We start from the raw sequence: 22,150 nt of genomic DNA on the forward strand, positions 1-22,150 counted from the left end.
ATAAATCCGATTCGACAAACCTGATTCGACAAGCGCAATAGCGCCCGCCGCGCGACGCAGGGCAATCGCGCGATGAAGCAATGACTAGCAATGGAAATCGCGAAGCACGATCAGGCGTCGAAGGGAGGTGCGCGCAATGGGCGGTGCAGATAGCGCACGCGCGGGAGATCGATACCGACATTTCCTGGCGCGGACAAACGCGCGCCAGGATCGGCACCCACGATCGCTGTCGAAGCGGTATTTAAAGCGGGCGAATGCGCGAGCAGACTGCAATAGCCGCACGCATCGAGATGCACGGCCAACTGCTTGCCGGAATGCGAAGCACCGCTGCCCGGCGAGTCATCGTGGCTGGCAGCGCTGCAAAGCACATCGGTGGGCACTTGCCCGCGCTCGATCAGTTGCGAGCCAAGCGGCGCAAGCACGGCGAGCAGGATCGCGAGGATCCCGAGCCAGGCAGTAACGCGAATCGATCGGCGGAACATCAGGAGCAAGAGGGCTTCGTGGCGCGGGCGGACGTTCAGGTGTGAACCGCAGCGCGATCAGCCATCGGCATTCGCGCTACGGGCGCGGCCATTTTGTTGTCCGCGAGCGCGAAAAGAAACCCGATGCTCAGTGCGAATTGATATGTATCACGGCGAGGAGCAATGTAGCGTGCAGCACCGCGACGTGTTGTCCGCGCTGACGTTCATGCGCGAATAGACGAGCGAATTCACGCACGACTAGCGGCGATCGCTGAAAACGCAGCATCGCACCGACGAATATCGAAACCGATCGAGATGAAAATGAAAAAGCCGAAGCATCGTTTGCGCCGCAAAAAACGGCGTGAATGCTGGCAGATCGAATAAGAAATGGAAAAGACCCGCTGGGCCTTTTACCTTTTCGATCATCAGTATCCTTAGAGAAAAGGATACTCTCTGGTGCTCAGGGCGGGACTCGAACCCGCATGCCTCGCGGCGCTACCCCCTCAAGATAGTGCGTCTACCAATTTCGCCACCTGAGCAAGAGGGTCGCCATTGTATCGACAAATTTTCGATTTGCGAAGCCCTTTTTTCATTGCGTGTTTCAAGACGCGATAAACGCATCACGCGCGCGCCGCTTCGGGCACGCGCAACGACTTCGATTACGGCGTCCAGGGCCCAAACGGTGTGAACTGATAACGCGGACCGTCGTCGGCCGAGCCGCATAGATGGCCGCGAAAACGCGCCGTCAACGCGCCCTGTCCAACGCGAAGCCGCAAATAAGCGGGATCGATGCAATGCGTGTTGTCGAACACTTCGCCGGAAACCCAGCGCACGCTGCCTCTCGCTGCGCCCTTCGCGGCGAGCGTGACGGGCCTCAGCGCCGGACCGGGATGCATGCCGGGCATCGATTGCATCGATGCGCGCAGCACGCGCTGACGTTTATCCAGAAACGAGAGCGGTACGCGCGCGGGCAGCAGACAGGCCGTGTTGCTGCGATTGCGCAGCACGATATACGTGCCGCTATGCGACATGCCGTTGAAATCGCCACCGCCGTCGTCCAGTTGCAAGGCGAGTTGATCCGCGCGGCACGCCGGAAGATTGGCAGAAGCCTGCGTGGAAGAATTGGCGGCGCCCGCGCCTCCCGCATAAGCCGCACCGCACGCGAATAACAGCGCGAAACCGCCGGCCATCATCGCGCGTAAGTGAATGCGTATTGTCATTGTGCTGCTCGCCTCCATGGAATTGGCCCCAGTAAATAAGGGGGCCAGGAAGCCGAAAAGTTCCAGCCGGATGCGCGCCGCGCGCGCGAGTCGCGGCCGCCGTCGGCCATGGCCCGCGCCAACCCGGTAAAATCCCGCCTTTTCCTTTCCACCCGCCATTTCCGTCTCGCCGATGCAACCCGCTTCCTCCGCTCCGCGCGCCACTCAGGGCGCCGACGACGCCGATCTCACGCACGACCTCGTCTACGGCCCCGACGACCGCCCCGCCCCGACCATCGCTTTCGTGGCGGCCCTGCAGCATCTGCTGGCCATTCTCGTGCCCATCGTCACGCCCGGCCTGCTGATCTGCCAGGCGCTCAACGTGTCCAGCCGCGACACCACGCTGATCGTGTCGATGTCGCTCGTGATTTCCGGCATCGCCACCTTCCTGCAATGCAAACGCTTCGGCCCGCTGGGCGCGGGGCTGCTCATCGTGCAGGGCACCAGTTTCAATTTCGTCGGGCCGCTGATCGCGGGCGGCAGTCTGATGGTCAAGCAAGGCACGCCCGTCGAAACGGTGATGTCGGCCATTTTCGGCGTCGTGATCGCAGGATCGTTCGTGGAAATGGGCGTCTCGCGCATCCTGCCTTTCGTGAAGCGCCTCATCACGCCGCTCGTCACGGGCATCGTGGTGCTCCTTATCGGCCTCACGCTCATCAAGGTCGGCCTCATCAGCATGGGCGGCGGCTATAGCGCGATTGCGAAGGGCAATTTCGCGAGCCCGCAGAATCTCGCGCTCTCGTGCACCGTGCTCGGCACGATCATCCTGCTCAATCGCGTGCCCGTCGTGTGGGTGCGTAGCACGGCGCTCGTGATCGCGCTGGCGATCGGTTATCTCGTGGCGGGCGCGCTCGGCCGTCTCGACTTCACTGGCGCGCGTGAAGCCGCGCTGTTTCAGATTCCGACCCCGTTGCATTTCGGCATTAGTTTTTCATGGTCGCTTTTCGTGCCGATGCTGATCATTTATCTCGTCACCTCGCTCGAAGCGATTGGCGACGTCACGGCCACCAGCAAGATTTCGAAGCAGCCCGTCGAAGGTCCGGTCTGGATGCAGCGCATCAAGGGCGGCGTGCTCGTCAACGGTTTCAATTCGCTGCTGGCCGGCGTGTTCAACACGTTCCCGAGTTCGGTGTTCGCGCAGAACAATGGCGTGATTCAACTCACGGGTATTGCGAGCCGCCATGTGGGCCTCTGGATCGCGGGCATGCTCGTGGTGCTCGGTCTGTTTCCGCCGGTCGCAGGCGTGCTGCAAGCGGTGCCGGAACCGGTGCTGGGCGGCGCGGCCATGGTGATGTTCGGCGCGGTGGCCGCATCGGGCATCAACATTCTCTCGGGCATCACGCTCGATCGCCGCGCGCTGCTGATCATCGCGGTGTCGCTGGCGCTGGGACTCGGCGTCTCGCAGGTGCCGGAAATTCTCACCAGCCTGCCGCACGCGCTCAAGAACGTGCTGGAGTCGGGTGTCGCCACGGGCGGCATTTGCGCGCTCGTGATGAACTGGTTCCTGCCCGAGCGGAAATAAGCGACGGCAATAAGGCAAAAGCAATAAGCCTCAGCGGAAAGCGGCGCATCCATCGCGCCGCTTTCCGGCAACGACGTTAGCGTTCGTCCGCAGCGTCGTTACAAATACGCGGGAATAGCGTGCGGCCCGCGACGGTATAACCGGTGCAGTCTCCTTTGCACCGGCCGGACATCTTCTTCCTGCCGAATTCCCCATCATCCTCAGGAGTTCGAAATGAAGCCCTACCGCACACTCATTGTTTCGCTGTCCGCGCTCGCCTGTGTCGGCGTATCGGCCAGCGCCTCCGCTCAAGCCCTCACGCGCGAACAGGTTCGCGAACAACTGATCGAAGCGCAGGCCAACGGCTCGCGCTTCGTCACCGACGCTTCGTATCCCGATGTGAGCCCCGTCTTCGCTCAGCAGGTCGCACATAGCCCGACCGCGAGCCCGGCCGCGCAACCGAGCGGCATGGGCGCGCCCATGCAAGGCACAAGCGACACCGGCGCGCCGCAGACCGTCTGCGTCGGGCCGATGAGCTTCTGCAATCTCTATACGGGCGGTTGATTGCCGATCAGGGCGGCGCGCTTATTGCGCAATCGGCACCGTCACATCGCTGCCGAACCAATGCATCGAGATTTTCTTGAGCGTGCCGTCCTGCTTTAATTGCGTCAGCGCGTCGTTAATTGCTTTCTCGAACTTCGGATTGTTCTTGCGGAACGGAATGCCCATTTCCTGATTCGCGCCCTTGAGCACCGCGCCGGGACGCAGCGGCAAATGCGAAGTCTTGATCATGTACGGCAACATCAAACGATCGTCGATCGTAGCGTCGATTCGTTTGGCCGCCAGATCGCGCAATTTCTCCGGCGCGCCGGGATAAGTCTGCACGTTGATGCCGGGCACGGCGCGCGCCATCTGATCGTAATTCGTGCCGAGCGTCACGCCGAGTTTCTTGTCGCCCTTGAATTCGTCGAGCGCTTTGAAGTCGCGTTTATCGTCGGCGCGTTGAATCAATTGCGCCGCCGAATACGTATAGGGTTGACTGAAATCCACCGCCTGCTGACGTTGCGGCGTGATGGTCACCTGATTGACGATCACGTCGAATTTACCCGCCTGCAGCGCCGCGATAATGCCGCTCCATTCGGTGGGAACGAATTCCGGTTTGACGCCGAGTTTCGCCGCCACCGCCTTTGCGATATCGACGTCGAAGCCTTCGAGCTGCCCTTCGCTATTGCGCGAATCGAATGGCGGATAGGTGCCTTCGAGGCCGACCTTGAGTACGCCCGACTGCTTCACGCTATCGAGCAGATCTTCCGCATGCGCGGACACCGACACCGCGCCCCATGCCGAGGCGGCCAGCACACCCGTGAACAGCAGCTTCGCGATCTTCATTCGACGTCTCCTCGTTATCGGCTGATTCGTTATACGAAAATCGAATGCACCATGATTCACGACGAACATCTACGACTCAAACCAGGCACGCGATGGCGATGCGGCCCGGTTTCGCCCAAGCATACTACGAACCCGAACACGCGTCGGCGCGATTGAGCGAAGCGCGATTTTTTAGTATTCGCCGTATGCGGCCATCACGATCCACATGGCGCGGTCGTCGTTGCAGACTTCGACGGCCAATGCATACGGATCCTCCGGGCTGCACGCAACCTGAAGCGCCTTGCGCGCCTTCTCCGCGTTGTCGTAACACTGATCCGACAACGCGCGGACTTCGTCGCGGCCCTCGAACATCTTCTGATTCATGCGATAGACAAGCGGTTCGCTTTTCCATGCAACGAAGCATTCGCGCACGTGACGAAAATCGCCGCGGCAAATATTGACCTGGTAATGCGGGCGGTTGGAATGGGCGTTCATGATTCACTTCCTCCTTGCAACTGGCGCTGCGCCTGCATGGATTCCCTGACGCTTCGACGCACGCATGCACAGTTCGATCAATACGATGCATACACCATGCCCGCCCCTGAGAACGCGCAAAACGTCGAAAAGAACGAGCGCAGCAAGGCACCGGAATTGCGCGCACTGTGCGCAATTTCCCCCAGTTCATGGTGATTCTCTATGGCAACCCGCCCTCATTCCTCGACGCGCCGCAAAGGCAACCGCCCGGCCCGCCAACGCCACGCGCGCGCCGCCAATCGCACTGGCAATGCTACGCAGCGCTGGTCGAAACACGTCAACGAAACCAGCGACGCCATGGATATCGAATCGGGCGTGTTTAAAAGCGGCAATGCCGAAGAAATCGCCCAGTCGCTCAAGGCGTCGTCACTGCATAGCCGCCGGCGCAAAGGAACGCCTTATCAATCCGCGATGTCGATGCTGAACTTCTACATCAATCGCGCAGGCCGCAATTTGCCGAAAACGCGCAAGGAAACGCTGCAAAAAGCGAAGGGTAAATTGCGCGAGGCTTTTGGGCGCAAACCGTAATCGGCAACGGGGAATTGCCGCGTCTGCACCCAGATATCAATCAGCAAGATTAAACGCGATTCAAACCGCAAACACCCCAACCGCGCCCTGCAAGCGCACCGCCTGCTCATCGAGCGCGTGCGCGGCGGCGGCCGCCTCTTCCACGAGCGCGGCGTTTTGCTGCGTGACCTGATCCATCTGCGCGATGGCCTGATTGACCTGTTCGAGTCCGCGGCTTTGTTCGTTCGATGCCTGTGCGATGGTCTCGAACACGTCTTTCGCGGTCGCGATATCGGCGCGCAAACGCGTCATCGTCGCGCCGACATCATGCGCGCGCGTCACGCCGCCCGAGATCGACGTCGTCGATTGCTCGATCAACTCCTTGATCTCCTTCGCGGCCGTCGACGAGCGCTGCGCGAGCGAACGCACTTCCGATGCAACCACCGCGAAGCCGCGCCCTTCCGTGCCCGCGCGCGCCGCCTCGACTGCCGCGTTGAGCGCGAGAATATTGGTCTGGAATGCAATGCCTTCGATGATCGCGGTAATCGACGCGATCTTTTCCGCGCTGCCCGACGCCTCGTTCATCGTCTCGATCATTTGCGACGACATCGCATTGCCCGCATTCACGGCGTCCATCGCGCGCACGATCACTTCGCACGCGTGGCGCGCGTTGTCGGCGTTCTGGCGCACGGCCTCGGTGAGTTCATGCGTGGTCGCCGAGGTTTCTTCGAGCGCCGCCGCCTGTTGCTCGGTGCGCGACGACAAATCCGTGTTGCCCGCCGCGATCTGCGAGGCGCCCACCTTCACGGCTTCCACGCCTTGCGTGACCGAACCGACGATCGTCTGCAACGATGTCTGCATCGCATCCATCGCCGCGAGCAGGCGGCCGGTTTCGTCGGTGCGATCGCGTTCGATACGGCTGTCGAGACGGCCGGCGGCAATCGCCTGCGCGGTGTCGACCGCGCGCGCGAGCGGATCGCGAATCGCCTTGACCAGCCAGCGCCCCGCGAGGCCCGCGCACAACACCGCGAGCGCAGCGGCCAGCGCAACGCTCACATAGATCGTGTGGCGCAGCGCCGCGAGTTCCGCGGTGCGCGTGTCGATGCGCTGGCTCTCGGCCTTGTCGAGTGCATCGACAGCGGCAATCATGTCGCCCGTGCCCAGATAGCTGCCGAAGCTTTCGGTCAGCGCGCTCAACTGTGCGAGCGTGGCGCTGCCCTCGTTCACGTGCGTGCGCATCGCGAGCATCGGATCGACGACTTTCGTTTCCCACGCGTCGTACTGCGCGACGGCCGTATCGATGAGCTGATTGCGCTCCGTGTCGGCGGGATCGAGCGCCTTGATCGCGGCCATGCGCGTGCGGAAATCGCCGATGTGATCGACCTTCCACTTCATATGGCCGGGCTGGCCGTCGAGGTTATAAGCGAGCAGCGCCCAGATGATGTTCAGATAATCGGCGTTCGCATCTTTCACGAGCCGCTGCGCCTGCACCGACACGGCGTTTTGCTGCTGCTTCTGATCGATGGCGTTGAGGCCGTACCAGCACACGGCCGAGCTCACGAGAAACACGGCGATAACGACGCAGAACGCCGAGGTCAACTTCTTGCCGATCGAAAGGTTCTGCATCTTCATGTTCAGGTTGGAATCGAAACCGGCCGCGAGCTTTGGCTCACGGGCAATCAAAATTGTAATACGGTATACCAACCAGAATTCGCCGACAAGCGCTTTCGTGACGAGCGCGCGAAGGTGTGGCGTGGAAAATGGGGCGGAATATCGCCGGGTCTTCGAGTGTTGTCGTCGAATCCAGCAAGGAGATTGCCATGCACGCTGCCATTCGCCACAGCACGGTCACGACGTCACACGGTTCGATTGCGTTTCAGGAAAGCGGCGCGGGCGCGCGCGCCGTGTTGTTTATCCACGGCAATTCGTCGTGCAGCGAGGTTTTCAGGCAGCAGTTACGCGGACGGCTCGCACACGGGCGACGCCTGATCGCGCTCGACCTGCCCGGACACGGTCTATCGAGCAATGCGCCCGATCCGTCGCGCACTTATACGCGCGGCGGTTTCGCGGATGCCGCGGTCGAATTGCTGCAAACACTCGATATCGCCGAAGCGGTGGTGGTCGGCTGGTCGCTCGGCGGGCATATCGGCATCGACATGCTCACGCGCTATGCGGGCATGCACGGGCTGATGATCGTCGGGACGCCGCCGGTCGGCCGCGACACCATGCGCGAAGGCTTCATGGGATTGCCGCAAGCGGGCGCGGCGGGCCGCAAAACGCTGTCCGATGCCGATATCGACGGCTTCATGCAGGCGATATTCGGCGAGCCACCCGAGCCTTTCCTGAGAGATGCCATGATTCGCTCGGATGGCCGCTTTCGCGAGCATCTTTTTCAGGCCATGCGCGCCGACGATTACGCCGATCAACGCGTGCTGGTCAAAAACAGCGCCGTGCCCATTGCGGTGCTGAACGGCGCCGACGACAAGATCATCAATCTCGACTACCTCGATCGCGTGGCATTTCGCAATCTCTGGGAAGCACGCTGCCATCGGCTGCCCGACGCCGGACACGCGCCGTTCTGGCAGCAAGCGGCGCATTTCGATAGCGTGCTCGAACGCTTTCTCGACGATGTGGAATCGGGACGCGCGGCGCGCCCGATTTGAGCGGCCGCTCTCAATGTCCACAATAATTCGTCACCCTAACTTATTTGCCGGTCCGCATTCTCACCGCAACCCCGACGCCGCCTCCACCTTGAAAATCGAAACCGCCGCGCGCAGCGTTTCGGCCTGATCGGCCAGCGCCTGCGCGGCGGCGCTCGCCTGTTCAACGAGCGCGGCGTTCTGTTGCGTGACTTCGTCCATCTGGGTCACGGCGGTGTTGACCTGCTCGATGCCCGTCGTCTGCTCGACCGAAGCGGACGTGATCTCGCCCATGATGTCGGTCACGCGCTGCACCGAGCGCACGACCTCGTGCATGGTTTGCCCCGCGTCCTGCACGAGCGCCGACCCGGTCCGCACATGAGAGACCGACGTTTCGATCAGCTCCTTGATCTCTTTCGCCGCCCCGGCGCTGCGCTGCGCGAGCGCGCGCACTTCGCCCGCCACGACCGCGAAGCCGCGCCCTTCCTCGCCCGCGCGCGCCGCTTCGACGGCGGCATTGAGCGCGAGAATATTGGTCTGAAACGCAATCCCTTCGATAACCGAAATAATCTCGACGACCCTCGACGAACTCGACGAAATATCCTCCATCGTGCTGACGACGCGGCGCACCACATCGCCGCCCGACGTCGCCGTCTGCGAGGCGGTGCCCGCCAGCGTGCTGCCCTGGCGCGCGTTGTCGGTGTTCGCTTTCACGGTCGACGTCAACTCTTCCATGCTCGCGGCGGTCTGTTCGAGCGACGCGGCCTGTTCTTCCGTGCGCTGCGAGAGATCGAGATTGCCCTGCGCGATCTCACCCGCCGCCGACGCAATCGATTCCGCCGAAGTCTTGATGTCGGTGACGATGCGGGTTAGCTGCGCGCGCATCGCTTCGAGCGAGGCCATCAGGCTGCGGTCGTCGCCCTGCGTCAACGTAATCGGCACGAGCAGATTGCCCGCCGCGATCTGCCCGGCGATGTGTTGCGCCTCGCTGGGCTCGCCGCCCAACTGACGCAGCACGCTGCGCGTCAGCACCACCGCCGTGACAATCGCCACAAGAACTGCCAGCGCAACCAGCGCGCCGACCAGCATGCGGATGCTCGCATAAGTCGCAATCGCTTCCTTGTGCGACCTGGCGTTCTGCTCGTCGGCCTGCTCCGCGAGCGCGACGGCCTTGGCGAGCCACACGCGCTGAGGCGGCCGCGCTTCGTGCATGATCGTGCGGGTCGCGCCCGCGATATCGCTGGCGAGCGCAAGGTCGATGGCCTTGTTCATCGGCGGGACGGCTTGCGCTTCGAGTTGATCGACTTCGGCCAGCAGCTTGCGCTCGGTGTCGCCCGTGGCGGGTTCCTGCTGGAACATCTCGCGCAGCTGCCGCGACGCATCGGCGTAAATGCGATCCTGTTTGCGGATGCGCTCGACTTCGGCGAGCAGATCCTGGTGGCTCTCCAGGAATGCGAGGTTGCGCACCGCAATCGCACGGTCCTGAATCGACGACTTCAATACATTGGCGAGGCGCGATTCGGTATTGTTGACGCGCGCGATCTCGTCGAGCCGGCTATTCAGTTGCGAAAGGCCGTAGAACGCCACGCCGGCCACGCCGAGCAGCAGGAAGGTCAGCAAGGAAAAACCCGCAATCAAACGCGTCGACAACTTCGTATTCTTCATAGGCCTCCCTGGGCAGATGCGCGTCACGCAGATGTGCTGAATACGTCTGTGGTTACGGCATGGCGTCGGGCTTCTGAAGGGTTTTCGAAAGCTCTTTTTCTAATATGATTCGCGCAAAGGTTTGCGCGCTGCTTCAGCCCGTGTTTAAGATTCAGACAAGCAATAAAATAGTGCCGGAATCGGCGGCAAGATGTCGGATGGGTATCCGTGCTTTTGCGAGGAGAAATCGACTTTCATGAGCGCCCAACACGAATCGGCAAAACGGTCTTTTGCGCGGATCCAGTTCGGCTGGCTGGGCTACATGATTTACTCGGCGGCGTGCGCTTATGCGCTGATGCTGGCGTTTGATCCGCTGGTCACGCAGACGTTGGCGGTCAACTTTCGCGGCAACCATGCCGCCCCGCCGATGACGCGCGTTCATTGGATCGGAGCGGCATTGGCCGTATGTTTCTATTTCGCGGGCGCGGTCTGCGCCGGCTGTATCGAGCGCACCGGCGCATGGCGGTTGAAGCGCGAGGCAATCGTCGCGGCGCTGAGCGTCGCGACGGCCTTGCGCGGGATCGGCCTGTTCCTGCTTCCGATCGTCGCGACGATCGCCACCGGCGCGGCACTCATCGCGGCGGGTCTGCATGGCGCTACGCTATTCATCGTGCCAATCGGCGCCCTGCTCGCGAACTGGTTGTGCTTCATCGCCGTGGCGTGGTTTCGCCCGTCGCAAATCACATCACACGAACGCCGCAATCGCCGATCAACATGACCGCCTGATCGACAGAAAGAATCGTGCCTTTCAGATGCTGCTGGACGTCCGACAAACGCAGACCGCTGAGGTCGACCTGGCGCAGATCGGCACCGTCGAAACGCGTATTCAGCAGGCGCACGTTGCCAAGACTGCCGCCGTCGAACACGGCGTCGCGGAAGTCGCAATCCGCCAGATCGGCATCGGAGAAATTCAGTTTCTCGAGTGTTTGTTTGCGAAACGACAGTCCTCGGAGCGTAGCGCCCACGAGCAGCGATTCATGGAAACTCAGGCCCAATGCGCGAGTATCGATGAAACGCGCGCCCGTCAATTTCACTTCGGTGAACAGGGTCGAGCCGAGTTTGGCGCCGGTCCAATCGGTATTATTCAAATCGCTGCGGATAAATCGCGCATCGCCCGCATTCGAATAACGGAAGCTCGCCGACGCGCCTTTGCAGCCGACCCATCGCGTTCGCGACAAATCGCTGTGTTCGAAACGGGTCTGGCCGATATGGCATTGAGCGAATCGCGCCGCGCGAAAATCCAGATTGGAAAGATCCTCGCCTTCGAAATCGCAGCGCTCGAAAGTCGGTTCGTCGCCGGCCGCTCGCAGTGCGCGAGCCAACTCGTCGCGCGTGAAGCTCATTTCGGTGAACACCTCGCCGTTGCCGGCCGACGGGTCGTTTGCGTGATTGCTCATCGGTACACATCCCATTCGCGAGGAGCGCGCATGGAAACCACGGTGCGCCCCCTCGACTTGTGAAAGTAAGGTTGACGCCGCGGCATGCATAGAACCCCTCATGGGGCGCAGGAGATACCAACCTGCCACTCTATTTTCGGCGAGACGAATTCTACCGCCCGCGCGATCCGCTTCGCAACGGCAAGCGCGCGAATTGCATACGAATCACACGCGCATCACGCGGGCGTGGCGACTAGAATTCCTGACGCGTCGGGCGAATCACGATCTCGTTGATATCGACGTCCGCCGGTTGTTCGATGGCGAACGCGATCGCACGCGCCACCGATTCGGCGGGCACGGCCTGCTTGTAAAAGTCGAGCACGGTTTGCTGCGCGGTCCCTGTCGTGCTGTGTTTCAGCTCGCTATCGACGGCGCCGGGTTCAATCGACGTTACGCGAATATTCTCGCCCACTTCCTGGCGCAGCCCTTCGGAAATCGCGCGCACCGCGAACTTGGTGCCCGAATACACCGTGCCGCCCGGCGCAAAAACCTTGATGCCCGCCACCGAACTGAGATTGATGAAATGGCCGCTTTGCTGTTGCAGGAAACGCGGCAGCGCGGCGGCAATACCGTATAGCGTGCCTTTGATATTCACGTCGATCATCGCGTCCCATTCGTCGGTGTTCACCTCGGCCATCGGACGAATCGGCATCAGCCCCGCATTGTTGATCAGCACGTCGAGACGCCCGAAGTCGGTCACGACCGCCGCCACCACGCGCTCCACCTGTGCCTTGTCGGTGACGTCGAGCGCATAGGCTTTCGCGCGTCCGCCTGCGGATTCGATTTCCGCGACCAGTTCGTCGAGCCGATCCGTGCGGCGCGCGGCGACGGCCACGTGCGCGCCCTGCGCCGCGAGATGACGCGCGGTCACCGCGCCGATGCCACTGCTCGCGCCGGTAATCAGCACGACCTTGCTTTCAATGTTCTTGCTCATCACAGAACCTCTTCGGTAGCGATACGTTGGGATGCACTGTAGGTCGGATAATCGGTCAAGCCTTTTTCCGTGCCGCCATACAGCGTGGCGGCGTCGACTGCGTTAAGCGGCCAGCCGTTTGCAATGCGCGCGGGCAAATCGGGGTTCGCAATAAAAGGACGGCCGAATGCAATCAGATCCGCGAGGCCGCTTGCCAGCAGCCGCGCGCCGCGTTCCGCCGTATAGCGCCCCGCATAGAGAATGCGGCCGCGGAATGTCCCGCGCACGGCACGGCGGAAATCTTCCGGCAGCTCGGGCGCGTTGTCCCAATCGGCTTCCGCAATCGAGAGATACGCCACGCCGACTTCGTCGAGAATCTTGATGGCTTCGATATAGGTGCGATGCGGATCGTCCTCGACGAGACCGATATACACGCGGTCCTCATCGGTACCGGCGAACAGCGGCGCGAAGCGCACGCCCAATCGGCCCGGACCAACGACTTTCGCCACCGCCTCGACGACTTCACGCAGAAAGCGTAGACGGTTTTGCAGCGAGCCGCCGTATTCGTCGTCGCGCTGATTCGAATGCGCGGAAATAAACTGATTGACGAGATAACCGTTGGCCGCGTGAATTTCCACGCCGTCGAAACCGGCGGCGAGCGCGTTGCGCGCGGCCTGCGCATAAAACTCGACGATTTCGCCGATCTCCGCCGTGGTCAGCGCGCGCGGCACCGGCGGCGCGACCAACGTGCCCGTGTCGGGGCCGGTTGCAATGAAAGCCTTCGCTTGCTTCGCCTGAATCGCCGAGGGCGCGACCGGCGCCGTGCCGTCCGGCTGCAGCGCGTTGTGCGACACGCGGCCCACGTGCCAGAGCTGCGCGAACATGATGCCGCCTGCTTCGTGCACGGCGTCGGTGACCTTGCGCCAGCCCGCGATCTGCGCCTCGCTGTAGATGCCCGGCGTCCACGCATAACCCTGCCCGCGCGGCTCGATCTGCGTGCCTTCGCTCACGATCAGCCCGGCACTCGCACGCTGACGATAGTAGTCGGCCATCAGGTCGGTCGCAACGTCGCCATCGCGCGCGCTGCGCTGACGCGTGAGCGGCGGCAGCACGATGCGGTTCTTGAGTCGATACGGTCCGAGCGTTGCGGATTCAAATAATTCGGAGTGCTGCATAACTAGTCCTTGAAACGTGTTGCGAGAGGGAGCGGGCGACATCGCCCGCACCGCGTGATATTCATGCTGTCGATGACATCGACGGAGCCCTGTGCCGGGCTCTTGTTTTTAGCGCAGGCTTTTTAGTGCTTACCAGCGAGCGCCGGATGCGCGAGCAACTCGACGGCAGCCGGACCCGAAGACGCCGGATTCTGGCCAGTGATCAGCACGCCGTCGGTCACGACATAGACCGCCCAATCGTCGAGCTTCGAATAGATGCCGCCCTTCGCCTTCAATTCGTCCTCGACGAGGAACGGCACCACGTCGGTCAGGCCCACGGCCTCTTCCTCGGTATTCGTGAAGCCCGTCACCTTGCGGCCTTCGACGAGCGGACGGCCATCCGGCGTCTTCACGTGACGCAGCACGCCCGGCGCGTGGCACACGAGCGCCGTGGGCTTGCCGGCCGCGTGGAAAGACTGGATCAGCGCGATCGAAACCGGGTCTTCGGCCAGATCCCAGAGCGGGCCGTGGCCGCCCGGATAAAAGACCGCGTCGAAGTCGTCGTGCGAGACGCTGTCGAGACGCACGGTGGCGGCAAGCTGCGCCTTCGCGACGGCATCGGCCTGGAAGCGATGCGTCAGTTCGGTCTGGAACGCCGGCTCGTCGCTTTTCGGGTCGAGCGGCGGCTGGCCGCCCTGCGGCGACGCGAGGACGATTTGCGCGCCCGCGTCCTGGAACGCGTAATAAGGCGCCGCGAGTTCTTCGAGCCAGAAGCCCGTCTTGCGGCCGGTGTTGCCCAGTTGATCGTGCGAGGTCAGAACCATCAGGACTTTCATGTTGCTTCTCCGTCGAGCGAGGCAATGCGCCCCATATAGTAGACCGGTCGTCTAGTAACCGGGCCTAAAAAAGGCACTTCCACCGAAGTGCCTGGAAAAAATCCGTTGCTACGCGTTCAGGACGGCAAATGCAGCGTCCGCCGCGTGGTGTCGAGCGCGACCTCGAAAGGCTGCAGATTGCGCACGATCTTGACCATCACGCTGGAGCCGAGCCAAAGCTGATACAGGCTTTGCGCGACGACGCGTGGTTCCGCGTCGACCGCGAGCGAGCCTTCGGCGACGCCCGCCTCGATGGCGCCCGCCAGCCGCGCGACGACGCCAGCCGTGCCGCGATTGAGCGTCGCCCGCATGGCCTCGGACATATCGGCCACCTCGGCGCCCAGCTTCACGGCGAGGCATTTCCCCTGGCAGTCGAAAAACGACTGCGTTTCGCGCCAGGTTTGCCAGTACTGCATCAGCCGTGCGGCCATGGTCATGCCGGGCAGGCTCAAGGTTGTGTCGAGTTCGGCGAGATAATCCTCGAAATAGCTGTCGAGCAAGGCCACGCCAAACGCGTCTTTCGACGCGAAGTAATAGTAGAACGACCCCTTCGGCACGCCCGCCGCGGCGAGAATCTCGCTCAGGCCCACCGCCGCAAAGCCTTTCGCGCCGATGATGCTCTGCCCGATCGCGATGATTTTCTCGCGAACGTCAGCGGTTTCCGGGGTGAGGGTCGTTTCCATGGGTCGAACTATGGCACATAGTCGACCGGTCGTCTAGTAAATTTTTCGACGTGAAAATTGAGCGCACCTTCACCGCCCAGGCGACGAACGCTTCGCCCAACACACTCAAAGCGGATGCCAACCGTCATCACCCGCCACGAGCATCTGCTTCAACTCCAGCGAACCGCTCCCGTTGACGACACGCGCGAGCACGGGAAACGCGCCCTGCACCGCCGCGTCGCGCGCCCACGGCGCCGGGTCCAGCGTGTAGGTGTAACGCACCGTGGTGACGAGATGCGCCGGGTCGTCCTCGCTCTTGTGCGGCGCGTCCCAGCCCGCGACTTTCGCCAGACGCACATGGCCGTAGCAGAGATCGGGCTGCGCCGCGTCCGCGCCGCGAGCGGCCGTGTGCGGATGCGCATTGAACAGCGCCTTGCCCTTCGCGGTCAGATCGTATCGACGCGCTTTCACGGTCTCATCGGCGCCATCGCGTCGATGCAGCTTCATCTCCGCATCGACATGCTCGACGAGTCCCGCATGTTCGAGCGCGGGCATCTGAATGCCGTCGCGCAGACGCCCGGCGGCGGGCACATCGGGCACATCGACCGGCCAGCTATGACGGCCGATGCACAAATCGCCATGCGCTTCGAAATGCTGCTCCAGCGCGGCGCTGAAATTCGCTTGATTGGCGGCATCGCGCGAATGGCAGCCGCCGAGCGCGAGTGTTGCCGCCGCGATCATCGTGGTGAGAAAAACAGTTTTCATCGCTATATTCAAGGGGTTTTATCCGCTCACTGCACTTGCGGCTTATGAGCCGCAGGATCGTTGATCGCGTTCGCCACGCTATGCATGTGCGCGCCATCAGCGTCGGCATCGGCATGCGCGGGCGGCACGTAGCCATCGTTGAGCGTCTTGAGGAACACGATCAGATCGCGCATTTCGTCGTCGGTCATCGGCGGACGGCTGCCGGCGCGGCGCAGATCCAGCGGCATCTGCTTGTCGATATTCGCGCGGTATTTCGCGGGCAGATCGTCGAATTTATTCACCCGTCCATGCGAATCACGCGGATACCACTTCTCCGGTTCGGTGTCGCGCGTGTTGTAGAAACGCACGACGTCTTCCAGCGAAGTGAACACGCCGTTATGCATGAACACGTGGCGCGTGGCGACGTTGCGCAGCACCGGCGTCTTGAACATGCCGCACGTCGCGCTCGCGCCTTTGTCCTTGCCCGGACGATGATCGGTACGCAACGGGCCGCACAGGCCGAGATCGACATACGTCGGATCGGCGTTCGCGGGAATCGCCTTGTTGCGCGGCACGCCAATCGCGTTGAATGAGTAATCGCTGGTGATGTCCTGACTGCCGTCGTTGCCCCCGCCGATCAAATGACACGCCACGCAATTGCCCTTGTTCGGATCGAGGAACACGCGCAGGCCGTGCATTTCGGCATCGGTCAGCGCGCCGCCGACCTTGTTGTTGCGATAGCGGTCGAACTTGCTGCTATACGGATGGAAGCTGCGGTCCTCGACCTGATACGCCTGCAAGGCCGCGCCGACCAGCGCGAACGCGCGGTCCGTGTCGTCGAAGACGTTCGCGCCGTAGGCCGCGCGGAACTGCTCCGCGTAAGCGCCCTCGCGCACGGCGTCCACCACCGCCGCCTTGCTCGGCGCGGCCATTTCGTTCGGCGCGAGCAGCGGAATGGCCGCCTGCTCGGCGATCGTATTGGCGCGGCCGTCCCAGGTGAGGCCGCCGCCGGGTCCAGGATCGCTGATCATGTCGGGATTCTGGAACGTGTCCGAATACGGGTTCGTGTAGTCCTTGTACATCAGCGTCGGCACGGCGCGCGTGCCGGGCTGCAGGCCGTCGCGGCCGCCCAGTTGCACGGCCAGATCGTTGGCGGGCGCATACGCGTGCTGGGGATCGTGACAGGTCGCGCAGGACATTTTCCGCGAGCCCGACAACGCCGGATCGAAGAACAGTTTCGCGCCGACTTGCGCGGCGGGCGACAGCGGCGAAGCGGGCGCGAGCGGCACTTCGGCCTTGACCGGCACGATGGCCCTGGTTGCCGTGGCCGCTGTTGCGGTGGCGGAACCGGATGGCGCTGCGGGCTTGCAGGCGGCAAGAGCAACAGCGAGCGCGGCTGCCGTGAAGCCGGCAGCGAGCAGGGTTTGGCGCATGATGATGACGGTGATCGCCAATCATTCGGATTCCAGATCAATCGCAGATGGCGAGGATCGGAATCGCCGATGACCGGCATGACATTCTGAAAGCACGGACAAAACCGAAGCGCCCCGCTTTCGCGCGGGCGCTTCGGCTGCCGTGGACGGACCGTGTGTCCGGCCTTAGGACTTGATCGCCCAGATGCTGGTCTGCGTGGCGTCCGGTCCGGTGGCCGTGTTGTTGCCGCTGCCGACCGAGCCGCTGCCGCTGACACCCTTCGTGTTGCCGCCCGACTGGAGGTCGCCGGCCTGCGTCACGTACTTGTGGTTCATCGGCCGCACCGAATCGAAGTGCGTATTGGCGCTGCCCGAGTACTCGGCCAGATTCGCGAGGTTGTCGGCGATGAACTTCTCGGTGTACTTCGAGCGGTTCATATACGACGTCGCCACGCCCGGATCGGCCAGCGCGAACATGTCCTGCATCGTGCGCACGAACGAGAAGTGGCTATACGAATCGGAATCGACGATCTGCTTCGGCGCCTTGGGCTGATTCGTCAGCAGCGAGAAAATCGTCGGGCCGTCGCCCTTGTTGCCGCCGCTGTACTTCGGAATCGCCGTGGTGATGCCCTCGCCCAGCGGCGCGCCGCTGGTGGTGCCGCCGCCCACGTTCCAGCCGCAGCACGACGAGCTGCCGTAGAAGCTCGTGCCTTCGTCGAACAGCATGACGATGGCCGCGCGCCGGTTGGTGTTCTTCCAGATCGGCGAGGCCTCGATCTTGTCCACGAGGTACTTGGCGTAGGCGTCGCCGCGCGAGATTTCCGTCGACTTGCAGGTGCTCACGCCGTGAATATCGTCGCACTGGTCGGGCACGATGTAGTTCAGCGCGCCGATGTCGCCACTCTGAAGATCGTCCTCGAACTGATGTGTGTTCCAGGTGATCTTGTTGGCCGTCGCGTAAGCCGCGATCGACGTATCCCACTGGCCGCCGCCCACCGAGCGCGACAGGTTCTTGAAGAAGTCCGGGCGGTTGCGCACGTCATCGAAGTTCACAGCCGGATGATGCTTGGTCTTGTAGAGACCGGCGGGCATCGTCTCGGTCGCGCCCGAGACCGAGTTCGTGCCCGAGATGGAAGCGTTGGCGACGCCATCCACGCGCGGATCCTGGCCGGGGTTCATCGACTCGCTGTACACGCGCGTGCCGAGGCCCGCGTTATACATCGCGCTGAACATGTTGCGGCGGCCCTTGATGTTGTGGACCTTCGTGTCGGCATTACACGCCGTCACCGGCACGTAGACGTCGCTCGGCTGATTCGCCGTATCGCCTGCGGGCAGACAGTTCCAGGCGTTGTCGTCGGCCACGCCCCAGTCGTCGGCGCTCGCGAGCGAGATGTAGTTCGGCTCGCTCGGATTGCCCGTCGAGAAGTAATTCGCGGCCTTGTTGCCTTCCGTGTGCAGATACTTGTAGAAGTTCGGATAGGACGGATCGTCGATCGTCTGGTTGCTGTGATTCTCGAAGATCACGACGAACAGATGGTCGTAGCGCGGAATGCCTTCGGGATTGAACGCGGCGTCCTGCGCGGCCTTCACCGTCGTGACCGGATCGGTCGTGACGTCGCTCACATAGCCGCGATCGAGGATCTTCGAAGCGAGCGTGTAGCGGCTCGCCAGCGCGTTGGCTTCGGCCAGCAGCGCGGTGCTGCCGCTGCCGGTGCTGGACAGCGCGCCCACCACGTCGTCGGCCTTGACCGTCACGTCCGTCGTGCCGCCCGTGAAGCTCAGGCGGCCCGCGATGGCGCTGCGCGCGTCGTCGTAGCTCAGTTGCTCGGCTTCGGTCAGGCGCACGACTTCGGTCGTCAGCGGGCTGATGACCACGTCGCCGCCCGCGCTGGCCTGATCGGCCGCGCTGCGCAGCACCATCCTGCTCGCGACGTTTTTGGTGCCGGCGCTCGGGTCGGTGTAGGTCGCGTCGGTGTCGATCACGGCCACGAGTTTCGTGCTCGACGCGGCGAGCGTAAAGCGGCCGCTGCTGTCGGTGCGCGTGGAGACTTCGCCCTGGTCGCAGACGCCGTTGTTGTTCGTGTCGGCGCAGACCGTGGCGTTCGCATACGTGATGGGCACGAAGGTCTGGTCGACGCCGTCGCCCGTGCTGCTTTTCGCGTAGTCGACGCCCGATACGGACGAATTGGCGACGCCGCCCGGATTCTTGATCGTCGCGCCGCTGACCACGCCGCTGAGCGTTTGCTGCGCGCCGCTCTGGTCGTTGCCCGACGCGTTGTTGGCGTTGTTGTTGCCGTTGCCGCCGCAGGCCGCGAGCATGGCGGCCGTGGCGAAGGCGGTGAGCAGCGGGACGAAAGTCGGGGGATTGCCTCGGATTCTCTGGTGCATTCTCATTGTTCTGTATCGCCGGCGCGTCGCGGCGTTTCAATGGTTGTCGTTGTGCGCCGCGCCGACAGGCATGCTCCGCGCCCGCGAGGCGGCGCAGGCCACCACACGGAATGTCTCCCGGCCGACGGCACCCGTGGGTCGCTGTCGATCATTTGCAGCAGCCGGGATGCTAGGCAGGAGATGTGACTATTTAATTACTAAATAACAAAAACATTCGATATAGCTTTCGCGTACCGAAAAAGATGAAATGACATCGAAACTGGTTGCGAATACAACTGCAAGGAAGCGATACTTGCAGCCCCGTTGCGACCCCGCGCGCTGAGTGCAGCGTCACATGCATCGGCAAACCACGCGCATTCGCCCATTCACCATGAACGTTATTTCGCCGACCGCTTCCGCCCGTTCGTCGTCGCATTCATCGCTCGAACCTACCGCATCGCCACGGCAGCTCGCCACGCTGCACTTCTCCGCCGAGTTGCGCGACTGGATTCTCGATGCCTTGCGTCGCGGCGCCGATCCCGATGCGCTCGTGCAAGCGCTCGCCTCGCGTCAGTTCGATCCGCAGATGGCGCGCGAACTCGTGCTCGCGTTCGCGCGCGTGCTGCGCGAAGGCTTGCCGATTCCCGACGGGCAAATCACGGTCGAACGCGAAGCGCCCGCTCAGACCGTTCGCGCAGTTCATGACGCGGGACGCCTGCCGCGCACCTCGGTGCTACGGGGCGGCGATCGCGAGATCCGCGTGTTGTCGCGAATCGAGCAACCGCTCATTGCCGTGCTCGAAGGCGTGCTGAGCCACGCCGAATGCGATGCGCTGATCGATGCCGCGCGGCCGCGTCTCACGCCATCGACCATCGTCGATCCGCGCACGGGCGAGGCCATTACATCGGCGGATCGCAGCAGCCTCGGCATGTTTTTCCGCCTGGCGGAAACGCCCTGGCTCGCGACGATCGATCAGCGCGTATCGGCGCTCATGCAGATGCCGATGGAAAATGGCGAAGGGCTGCAAGTCCTGAATTACGCGCCCGGTGCGCAAAGCCGTCCGCATTTCGATTTTCTGATTCCGTCGAATGCGGCCAATCAGGCGTCGATTGCGCGCAGCGGCCAGCGCGTCAGCACGCTCGTGATCTATTTGAACGATGTCGAATCGGGCGGCGAAACCGTATTCCCGGAAATTGGTTTATCGGTTGTGCCGCGCAAGGGCAATGCCGTCTATTTCGAGTATTGCGACGGCAACGGCCAACTCGACGGCAAAACGCGCCACGCCGCCGCGCAAGTGCTGCGCGGAGAAAAATGGGTCGCCACGAAATGGATGCGCGAGCGGCGGTTCATTGCTGCGGGTGAAATCTGACGCGAAAACGCGGCACACGGTCTGTTTCCGCAATGGACGTTGTCCAACTCTTCAGAAGAATCGGAATGCAAGCACGATCGGTTTGAAGCCCGTGTATTTCGAGCAGTCATTTCGCACCCCAGATCCCGCGGCACGCTTTCTGCTGACCGGTCAGCGACACGCGCGGCGGCGGGTACCTCGCCCGGCGCCACGCTCCAACCGGACAGGGGAGGCGTCATGGACCAAACAGGCCGACTGGATGCGCGATTCGCCGCCGAGCGCGCCGTGCAAGCCACCGAAGTGCGCGACGAACTCGCAACACGCGACGGCATACGCGGACGCTCCGCCGTATCGTGGTCCGCCGTCGTGGCGGGCGCCGTCGCGATGGCCGCGTTCGCGCTGATCCTGCTGATGCTCGGCACCGGGCTCGGGTTGTCGTCGCTGTCGCCGTGGCCGGGCAGCGGCGCGCACGCGAAAGCCTTCGGCTTCGCCGCCATCGTGTGGATCTGCGTCACGCAGATCCTGTCGGCGGGTCTGGGCGGCTATCTCGCGGGACGCCTGCGGCGGCATTGGCCCGGCGTCGGCGTCGACGAAACCCACTTTCGCGACACCGCGCACGGCTTTCTCGCCTGGGCGCTCGCCACCTTGCTGACCGCGTTCGCGCTTACATCGGCGCTCTCGGGCCTCGCGCGCGAAGGCGTGAGCGTGGCGGCGGCGCACGAAAGCGCGTCGGGCGGCGCGCCGCTCGCGAGCGGATTGTCGACGCTCGATCGCGGCAATGCGCTTGCCGCGTATCGAAGCTGGCCGATGGGTTACATGATCGACGGCTTGCTTCGTCCTGTTGCGGGTGCGCCTTCATCGTCCGCAGCGTCCACACAAAACCCCGCACAAAGCGCCGATGCCGCACTCACTAACGTCGAGCAAAAGCAGGAAATCGCGCGCATTTTCCTCAACAGCCTGCCCGCGAAGGGCGCGCTCTCGCCCGAGGACAGCGACTACGTCGCGGCCATCGTCGCGCAACGCACGGGCCTCGCGCCCGCCGATGCGCACGCCCGCGTGACGACCACCTGGGCGCGCTTGCAGGACAAGGCGAGCCAGCTCGACAACGCCGCGCGCGCGGCCGCCGATGCGGCGCGCAAGGCCACCATCCACGTCACGCTGTGGCTGTTCGTTTCGCTGCTGCTGGGCGCGTTCGTCGCCAGTCTGATGGCGACGGTCGGCGCCCGCCTGCGTGAATGGTGACGACCGGCAACGGCATCGCGACGA

21 protein-coding genes and 1 tRNA gene are annotated in these 22,150 nt (G+C 63.0%); 7 read left to right on the forward strand and 15 right to left on the reverse strand.

Annotation, left to right across the window (positions count from 1 at the left end; translation table 11 throughout):
- Nucleotides 1-110: 110 nt before the first annotated feature.
- From LDO54_RS39050 to LDO54_RS25440, 3 genes are all read right to left on the reverse strand, one after another.
- Nucleotides 111-482 carry a DUF2946 domain-containing protein gene (locus LDO54_RS39050; RefSeq protein WP_224013582.1) on the reverse strand — a complete coding sequence of 124 codons (372 nt, stop codon included), beginning with the start codon at nt 480-482 and terminating at the stop codon, nt 111-113.
- A 433-nt stretch (nt 483-915) separates the two neighbouring features.
- A tRNA-Leu gene (locus LDO54_RS25435) sits at nt 916-1,000 on the reverse strand.
- A gap of 120 nt (nt 1,001-1,120) precedes the next feature.
- A complete protein-coding gene (locus LDO54_RS25440) occupies nt 1,121-1,840 on the reverse strand; it encodes a DUF4232 domain-containing protein (RefSeq protein ID WP_436975677.1) in 720 nt (239 codons plus the stop codon).
- Between the two features lie 13 nt (nt 1,841-1,853).
- Here LDO54_RS25440 and LDO54_RS25445 point away from each other — a divergent pair, with 13 nt between their 5' ends.
- Both LDO54_RS25445 and LDO54_RS25450 read left to right on the forward strand, forming a co-directional pair.
- Complete coding sequence (locus LDO54_RS25445; protein WP_224013435.1) at nt 1,854-3,242, forward strand: uracil-xanthine permease family protein; 1,389 nt, start codon at nt 1,854-1,856, stop codon at nt 3,240-3,242.
- 213 nt (nt 3,243-3,455) lie between these two features.
- Complete coding sequence (locus LDO54_RS25450) at nt 3,456-3,785, forward strand: DUF4148 domain-containing protein (RefSeq protein WP_224013436.1); 330 nt, start codon at nt 3,456-3,458, stop codon at nt 3,783-3,785.
- 21 nt (nt 3,786-3,806) lie between these two features.
- Here LDO54_RS25450 and LDO54_RS25455 read toward each other — a convergent pair whose 3' ends face one another.
- Together LDO54_RS25455 and LDO54_RS25460 are read right to left on the reverse strand one after the other, a co-directional pair.
- Entirely contained in the window at nt 3,807-4,610 is an 804-nt protein-coding gene (locus LDO54_RS25455; protein WP_224013437.1) for a transporter substrate-binding domain-containing protein, read from the reverse strand.
- A gap of 171 nt (nt 4,611-4,781) precedes the next feature.
- Nucleotides 4,782-5,084 (reverse strand): hypothetical protein, encoded by a 303-nt coding sequence (locus LDO54_RS25460; protein WP_224013438.1) that lies wholly within the window; start codon nt 5,082-5,084, stop codon nt 4,782-4,784.
- 201 nt (nt 5,085-5,285) lie between these two features.
- On the opposite strand from LDO54_RS25460, the gene LDO54_RS25465 reads away from it, so the two are divergent.
- Nucleotides 5,286-5,651, forward strand: coding sequence for a DUF3175 domain-containing protein (locus tag LDO54_RS25465; RefSeq protein WP_224013439.1), 366 nt, complete (start codon nt 5,286-5,288; stop codon nt 5,649-5,651).
- Nucleotides 5,652-5,711: 60 nt separating this feature from the next.
- Here LDO54_RS25465 and LDO54_RS25470 read toward each other — a convergent pair whose 3' ends face one another.
- Nucleotides 5,712-7,262, reverse strand: coding sequence for a methyl-accepting chemotaxis protein (locus LDO54_RS25470; RefSeq protein ID WP_224013440.1), 1,551 nt, complete (start codon nt 7,260-7,262; stop codon nt 5,712-5,714).
- A gap of 188 nt (nt 7,263-7,450) precedes the next feature.
- Here LDO54_RS25470 and LDO54_RS25475 point away from each other — a divergent pair, with 188 nt between their 5' ends.
- Entirely contained in the window at nt 7,451-8,293 is an 843-nt protein-coding gene (locus tag LDO54_RS25475) for an alpha/beta fold hydrolase (protein WP_224013441.1), read from the forward strand.
- Between the two features lie 60 nt (nt 8,294-8,353).
- Here LDO54_RS25475 and LDO54_RS25480 read toward each other — a convergent pair whose 3' ends face one another.
- Entirely contained in the window at nt 8,354-9,934 is a 1,581-nt protein-coding gene (locus LDO54_RS25480; RefSeq protein WP_224013442.1) for a methyl-accepting chemotaxis protein, read from the reverse strand.
- A 235-nt stretch (nt 9,935-10,169) separates the two neighbouring features.
- On the opposite strand from LDO54_RS25480, the gene LDO54_RS25485 reads away from it, so the two are divergent.
- A complete protein-coding gene (locus LDO54_RS25485) occupies nt 10,170-10,691 on the forward strand; it encodes a hypothetical protein (RefSeq protein WP_224013443.1) in 522 nt (173 codons plus the stop codon).
- Here the strand turns inward: LDO54_RS25485 and LDO54_RS25490 are convergent.
- The 8 genes from LDO54_RS25490 to LDO54_RS25525 all read right to left on the reverse strand — a co-directional run bounded on the left by LDO54_RS25490 (nt 10,654) and on the right by LDO54_RS25525 (nt 19,557).
- The gene (locus tag LDO54_RS25490; protein ID WP_224013444.1) at nt 10,654-11,460 is read right to left on the reverse strand and encodes a pentapeptide repeat-containing protein; all 807 of its coding nucleotides are present in this window, start codon (nt 11,458-11,460) and stop codon (nt 10,654-10,656) included. The two genes, LDO54_RS25485 and LDO54_RS25490, sit on opposite strands and share 38 nt — an antisense overlap.
- Nucleotides 11,461-11,602: 142 nt before the next feature.
- A complete protein-coding gene (locus tag LDO54_RS25495) occupies nt 11,603-12,343 on the reverse strand; it encodes an SDR family oxidoreductase (protein ID WP_224013445.1) in 741 nt (246 codons plus the stop codon).
- Nucleotides 12,343-13,497 (reverse strand): alkene reductase, encoded by a 1,155-nt coding sequence (locus tag LDO54_RS25500; protein ID WP_224013446.1) that lies wholly within the window; start codon nt 13,495-13,497, stop codon nt 12,343-12,345. Before LDO54_RS25500 ends, LDO54_RS25495 begins: the two co-directional genes overlap by 1 nt.
- 122 nt (nt 13,498-13,619) lie before the next feature.
- Nucleotides 13,620-14,312 (reverse strand): type 1 glutamine amidotransferase domain-containing protein, encoded by a 693-nt coding sequence (locus LDO54_RS25505; protein ID WP_224013447.1) that lies wholly within the window; start codon nt 14,310-14,312, stop codon nt 13,620-13,622.
- A 116-nt stretch (nt 14,313-14,428) separates the two neighbouring features.
- Nucleotides 14,429-15,034, reverse strand: a complete 606-nt coding sequence (locus tag LDO54_RS25510; RefSeq protein ID WP_224013448.1) for a TetR/AcrR family transcriptional regulator — start codon at nt 15,032-15,034, stop codon at nt 14,429-14,431.
- A 105-nt stretch (nt 15,035-15,139) separates the two neighbouring features.
- A complete protein-coding gene (locus LDO54_RS25515) occupies nt 15,140-15,778 on the reverse strand; it encodes a hypothetical protein (protein WP_224013449.1) in 639 nt (212 codons plus the stop codon).
- A 26-nt stretch (nt 15,779-15,804) separates the two neighbouring features.
- On the reverse strand, nt 15,805-17,211 hold the full coding sequence (locus LDO54_RS25520) for a cytochrome-c peroxidase (RefSeq protein WP_224013450.1): 1,407 nt from the start codon (nt 17,209-17,211) through the stop codon (nt 15,805-15,807).
- A 144-nt stretch (nt 17,212-17,355) separates the two neighbouring features.
- The gene (locus tag LDO54_RS25525; RefSeq protein WP_224013451.1) at nt 17,356-19,557 is read right to left on the reverse strand and encodes an alkaline phosphatase family protein; all 2,202 of its coding nucleotides are present in this window, start codon (nt 19,555-19,557) and stop codon (nt 17,356-17,358) included.
- A gap of 370 nt (nt 19,558-19,927) precedes the next feature.
- On the opposite strand from LDO54_RS25525, the gene LDO54_RS25530 reads away from it, so the two are divergent.
- Both LDO54_RS25530 and LDO54_RS25535 read left to right on the forward strand, forming a co-directional pair.
- Nucleotides 19,928-20,905 (forward strand): 2OG-Fe(II) oxygenase, encoded by a 978-nt coding sequence (locus tag LDO54_RS25530; RefSeq protein ID WP_224013452.1) that lies wholly within the window; start codon nt 19,928-19,930, stop codon nt 20,903-20,905.
- A gap of 216 nt (nt 20,906-21,121) precedes the next feature.
- Complete coding sequence (locus LDO54_RS25535; RefSeq protein WP_224013453.1) at nt 21,122-22,126, forward strand: hypothetical protein; 1,005 nt, start codon at nt 21,122-21,124, stop codon at nt 22,124-22,126.
- The last annotated feature ends 24 nt before the right edge of the window (nt 22,127-22,150 follow it).

It is taken from the genome of Paraburkholderia tropica (genome assembly GCF_914484835.1).
Lineage (GTDB): Bacteria > Pseudomonadota > Gammaproteobacteria > Burkholderiales > Burkholderiaceae > Paraburkholderia > Paraburkholderia tropica_A.

Bases quoted from the DNA above. Each gene is read 5' to 3' on its own strand.
- LDO54_RS25445 (WP_224013435.1), top strand. From the start codon at position 1,854: ATGCAACCCGCTTCCTCCGCTCCGCGCGCCACTCAGGGCGCCGACGAC.
- LDO54_RS25515 (WP_224013449.1), bottom strand. From the start codon at position 15,778: ATGAAAACTGTTTTTCTCACCACGATGATCGCGGCGGCAACACTCGCG.
- LDO54_RS25450 (WP_224013436.1), top strand. From the start codon at position 3,456: ATGAAGCCCTACCGCACACTCATTGTTTCGCTGTCCGCGCTCGCCTGT.
- LDO54_RS25525 (WP_224013451.1), bottom strand. From the start codon at position 19,557: ATGCACCAGAGAATCCGAGGCAATCCCCCGACTTTCGTCCCGCTGCTC.
- LDO54_RS25485 (WP_224013443.1), top strand. From the start codon at position 10,170: ATGAGCGCCCAACACGAATCGGCAAAACGGTCTTTTGCGCGGATCCAG.
- LDO54_RS25530 (WP_224013452.1), top strand. From the start codon at position 19,928: ATGAACGTTATTTCGCCGACCGCTTCCGCCCGTTCGTCGTCGCATTCA.
- LDO54_RS25505 (WP_224013447.1), bottom strand. From the start codon at position 14,312: ATGAAAGTCCTGATGGTTCTGACCTCGCACGATCAACTGGGCAACACC.
- LDO54_RS25500 (WP_224013446.1), bottom strand. From the start codon at position 13,497: ATGCAGCACTCCGAATTATTTGAATCCGCAACGCTCGGACCGTATCGA.
- LDO54_RS25440 (WP_436975677.1), bottom strand. From the start codon at position 1,840: ATGGCGGGTGGAAAGGAAAAGGCGGGATTTTACCGGGTTGGCGCGGGC.
- LDO54_RS39050 (WP_224013582.1), bottom strand. From the start codon at position 482: ATGTTCCGCCGATCGATTCGCGTTACTGCCTGGCTCGGGATCCTCGCG.
- LDO54_RS25535 (WP_224013453.1), top strand. From the start codon at position 21,122: ATGGACCAAACAGGCCGACTGGATGCGCGATTCGCCGCCGAGCGCGCC.
- LDO54_RS25455 (WP_224013437.1), bottom strand. From the start codon at position 4,610: ATGAAGATCGCGAAGCTGCTGTTCACGGGTGTGCTGGCCGCCTCGGCA.
- LDO54_RS25480 (WP_224013442.1), bottom strand. From the start codon at position 9,934: ATGAAGAATACGAAGTTGTCGACGCGTTTGATTGCGGGTTTTTCCTTG.
- LDO54_RS25475 (WP_224013441.1), top strand. From the start codon at position 7,451: ATGCACGCTGCCATTCGCCACAGCACGGTCACGACGTCACACGGTTCG.
- LDO54_RS25460 (WP_224013438.1), bottom strand. From the start codon at position 5,084: ATGAACGCCCATTCCAACCGCCCGCATTACCAGGTCAATATTTGCCGC.
- LDO54_RS25495 (WP_224013445.1), bottom strand. From the start codon at position 12,343: ATGAGCAAGAACATTGAAAGCAAGGTCGTGCTGATTACCGGCGCGAGC.
- LDO54_RS25470 (WP_224013440.1), bottom strand. From the start codon at position 7,262: ATGAAGATGCAGAACCTTTCGATCGGCAAGAAGTTGACCTCGGCGTTC.
- LDO54_RS25510 (WP_224013448.1), bottom strand. From the start codon at position 15,034: ATGGAAACGACCCTCACCCCGGAAACCGCTGACGTTCGCGAGAAAATC.
- LDO54_RS25490 (WP_224013444.1), bottom strand. From the start codon at position 11,460: ATGCATGCCGCGGCGTCAACCTTACTTTCACAAGTCGAGGGGGCGCAC.
- LDO54_RS25465 (WP_224013439.1), top strand. From the start codon at position 5,286: ATGGCAACCCGCCCTCATTCCTCGACGCGCCGCAAAGGCAACCGCCCG.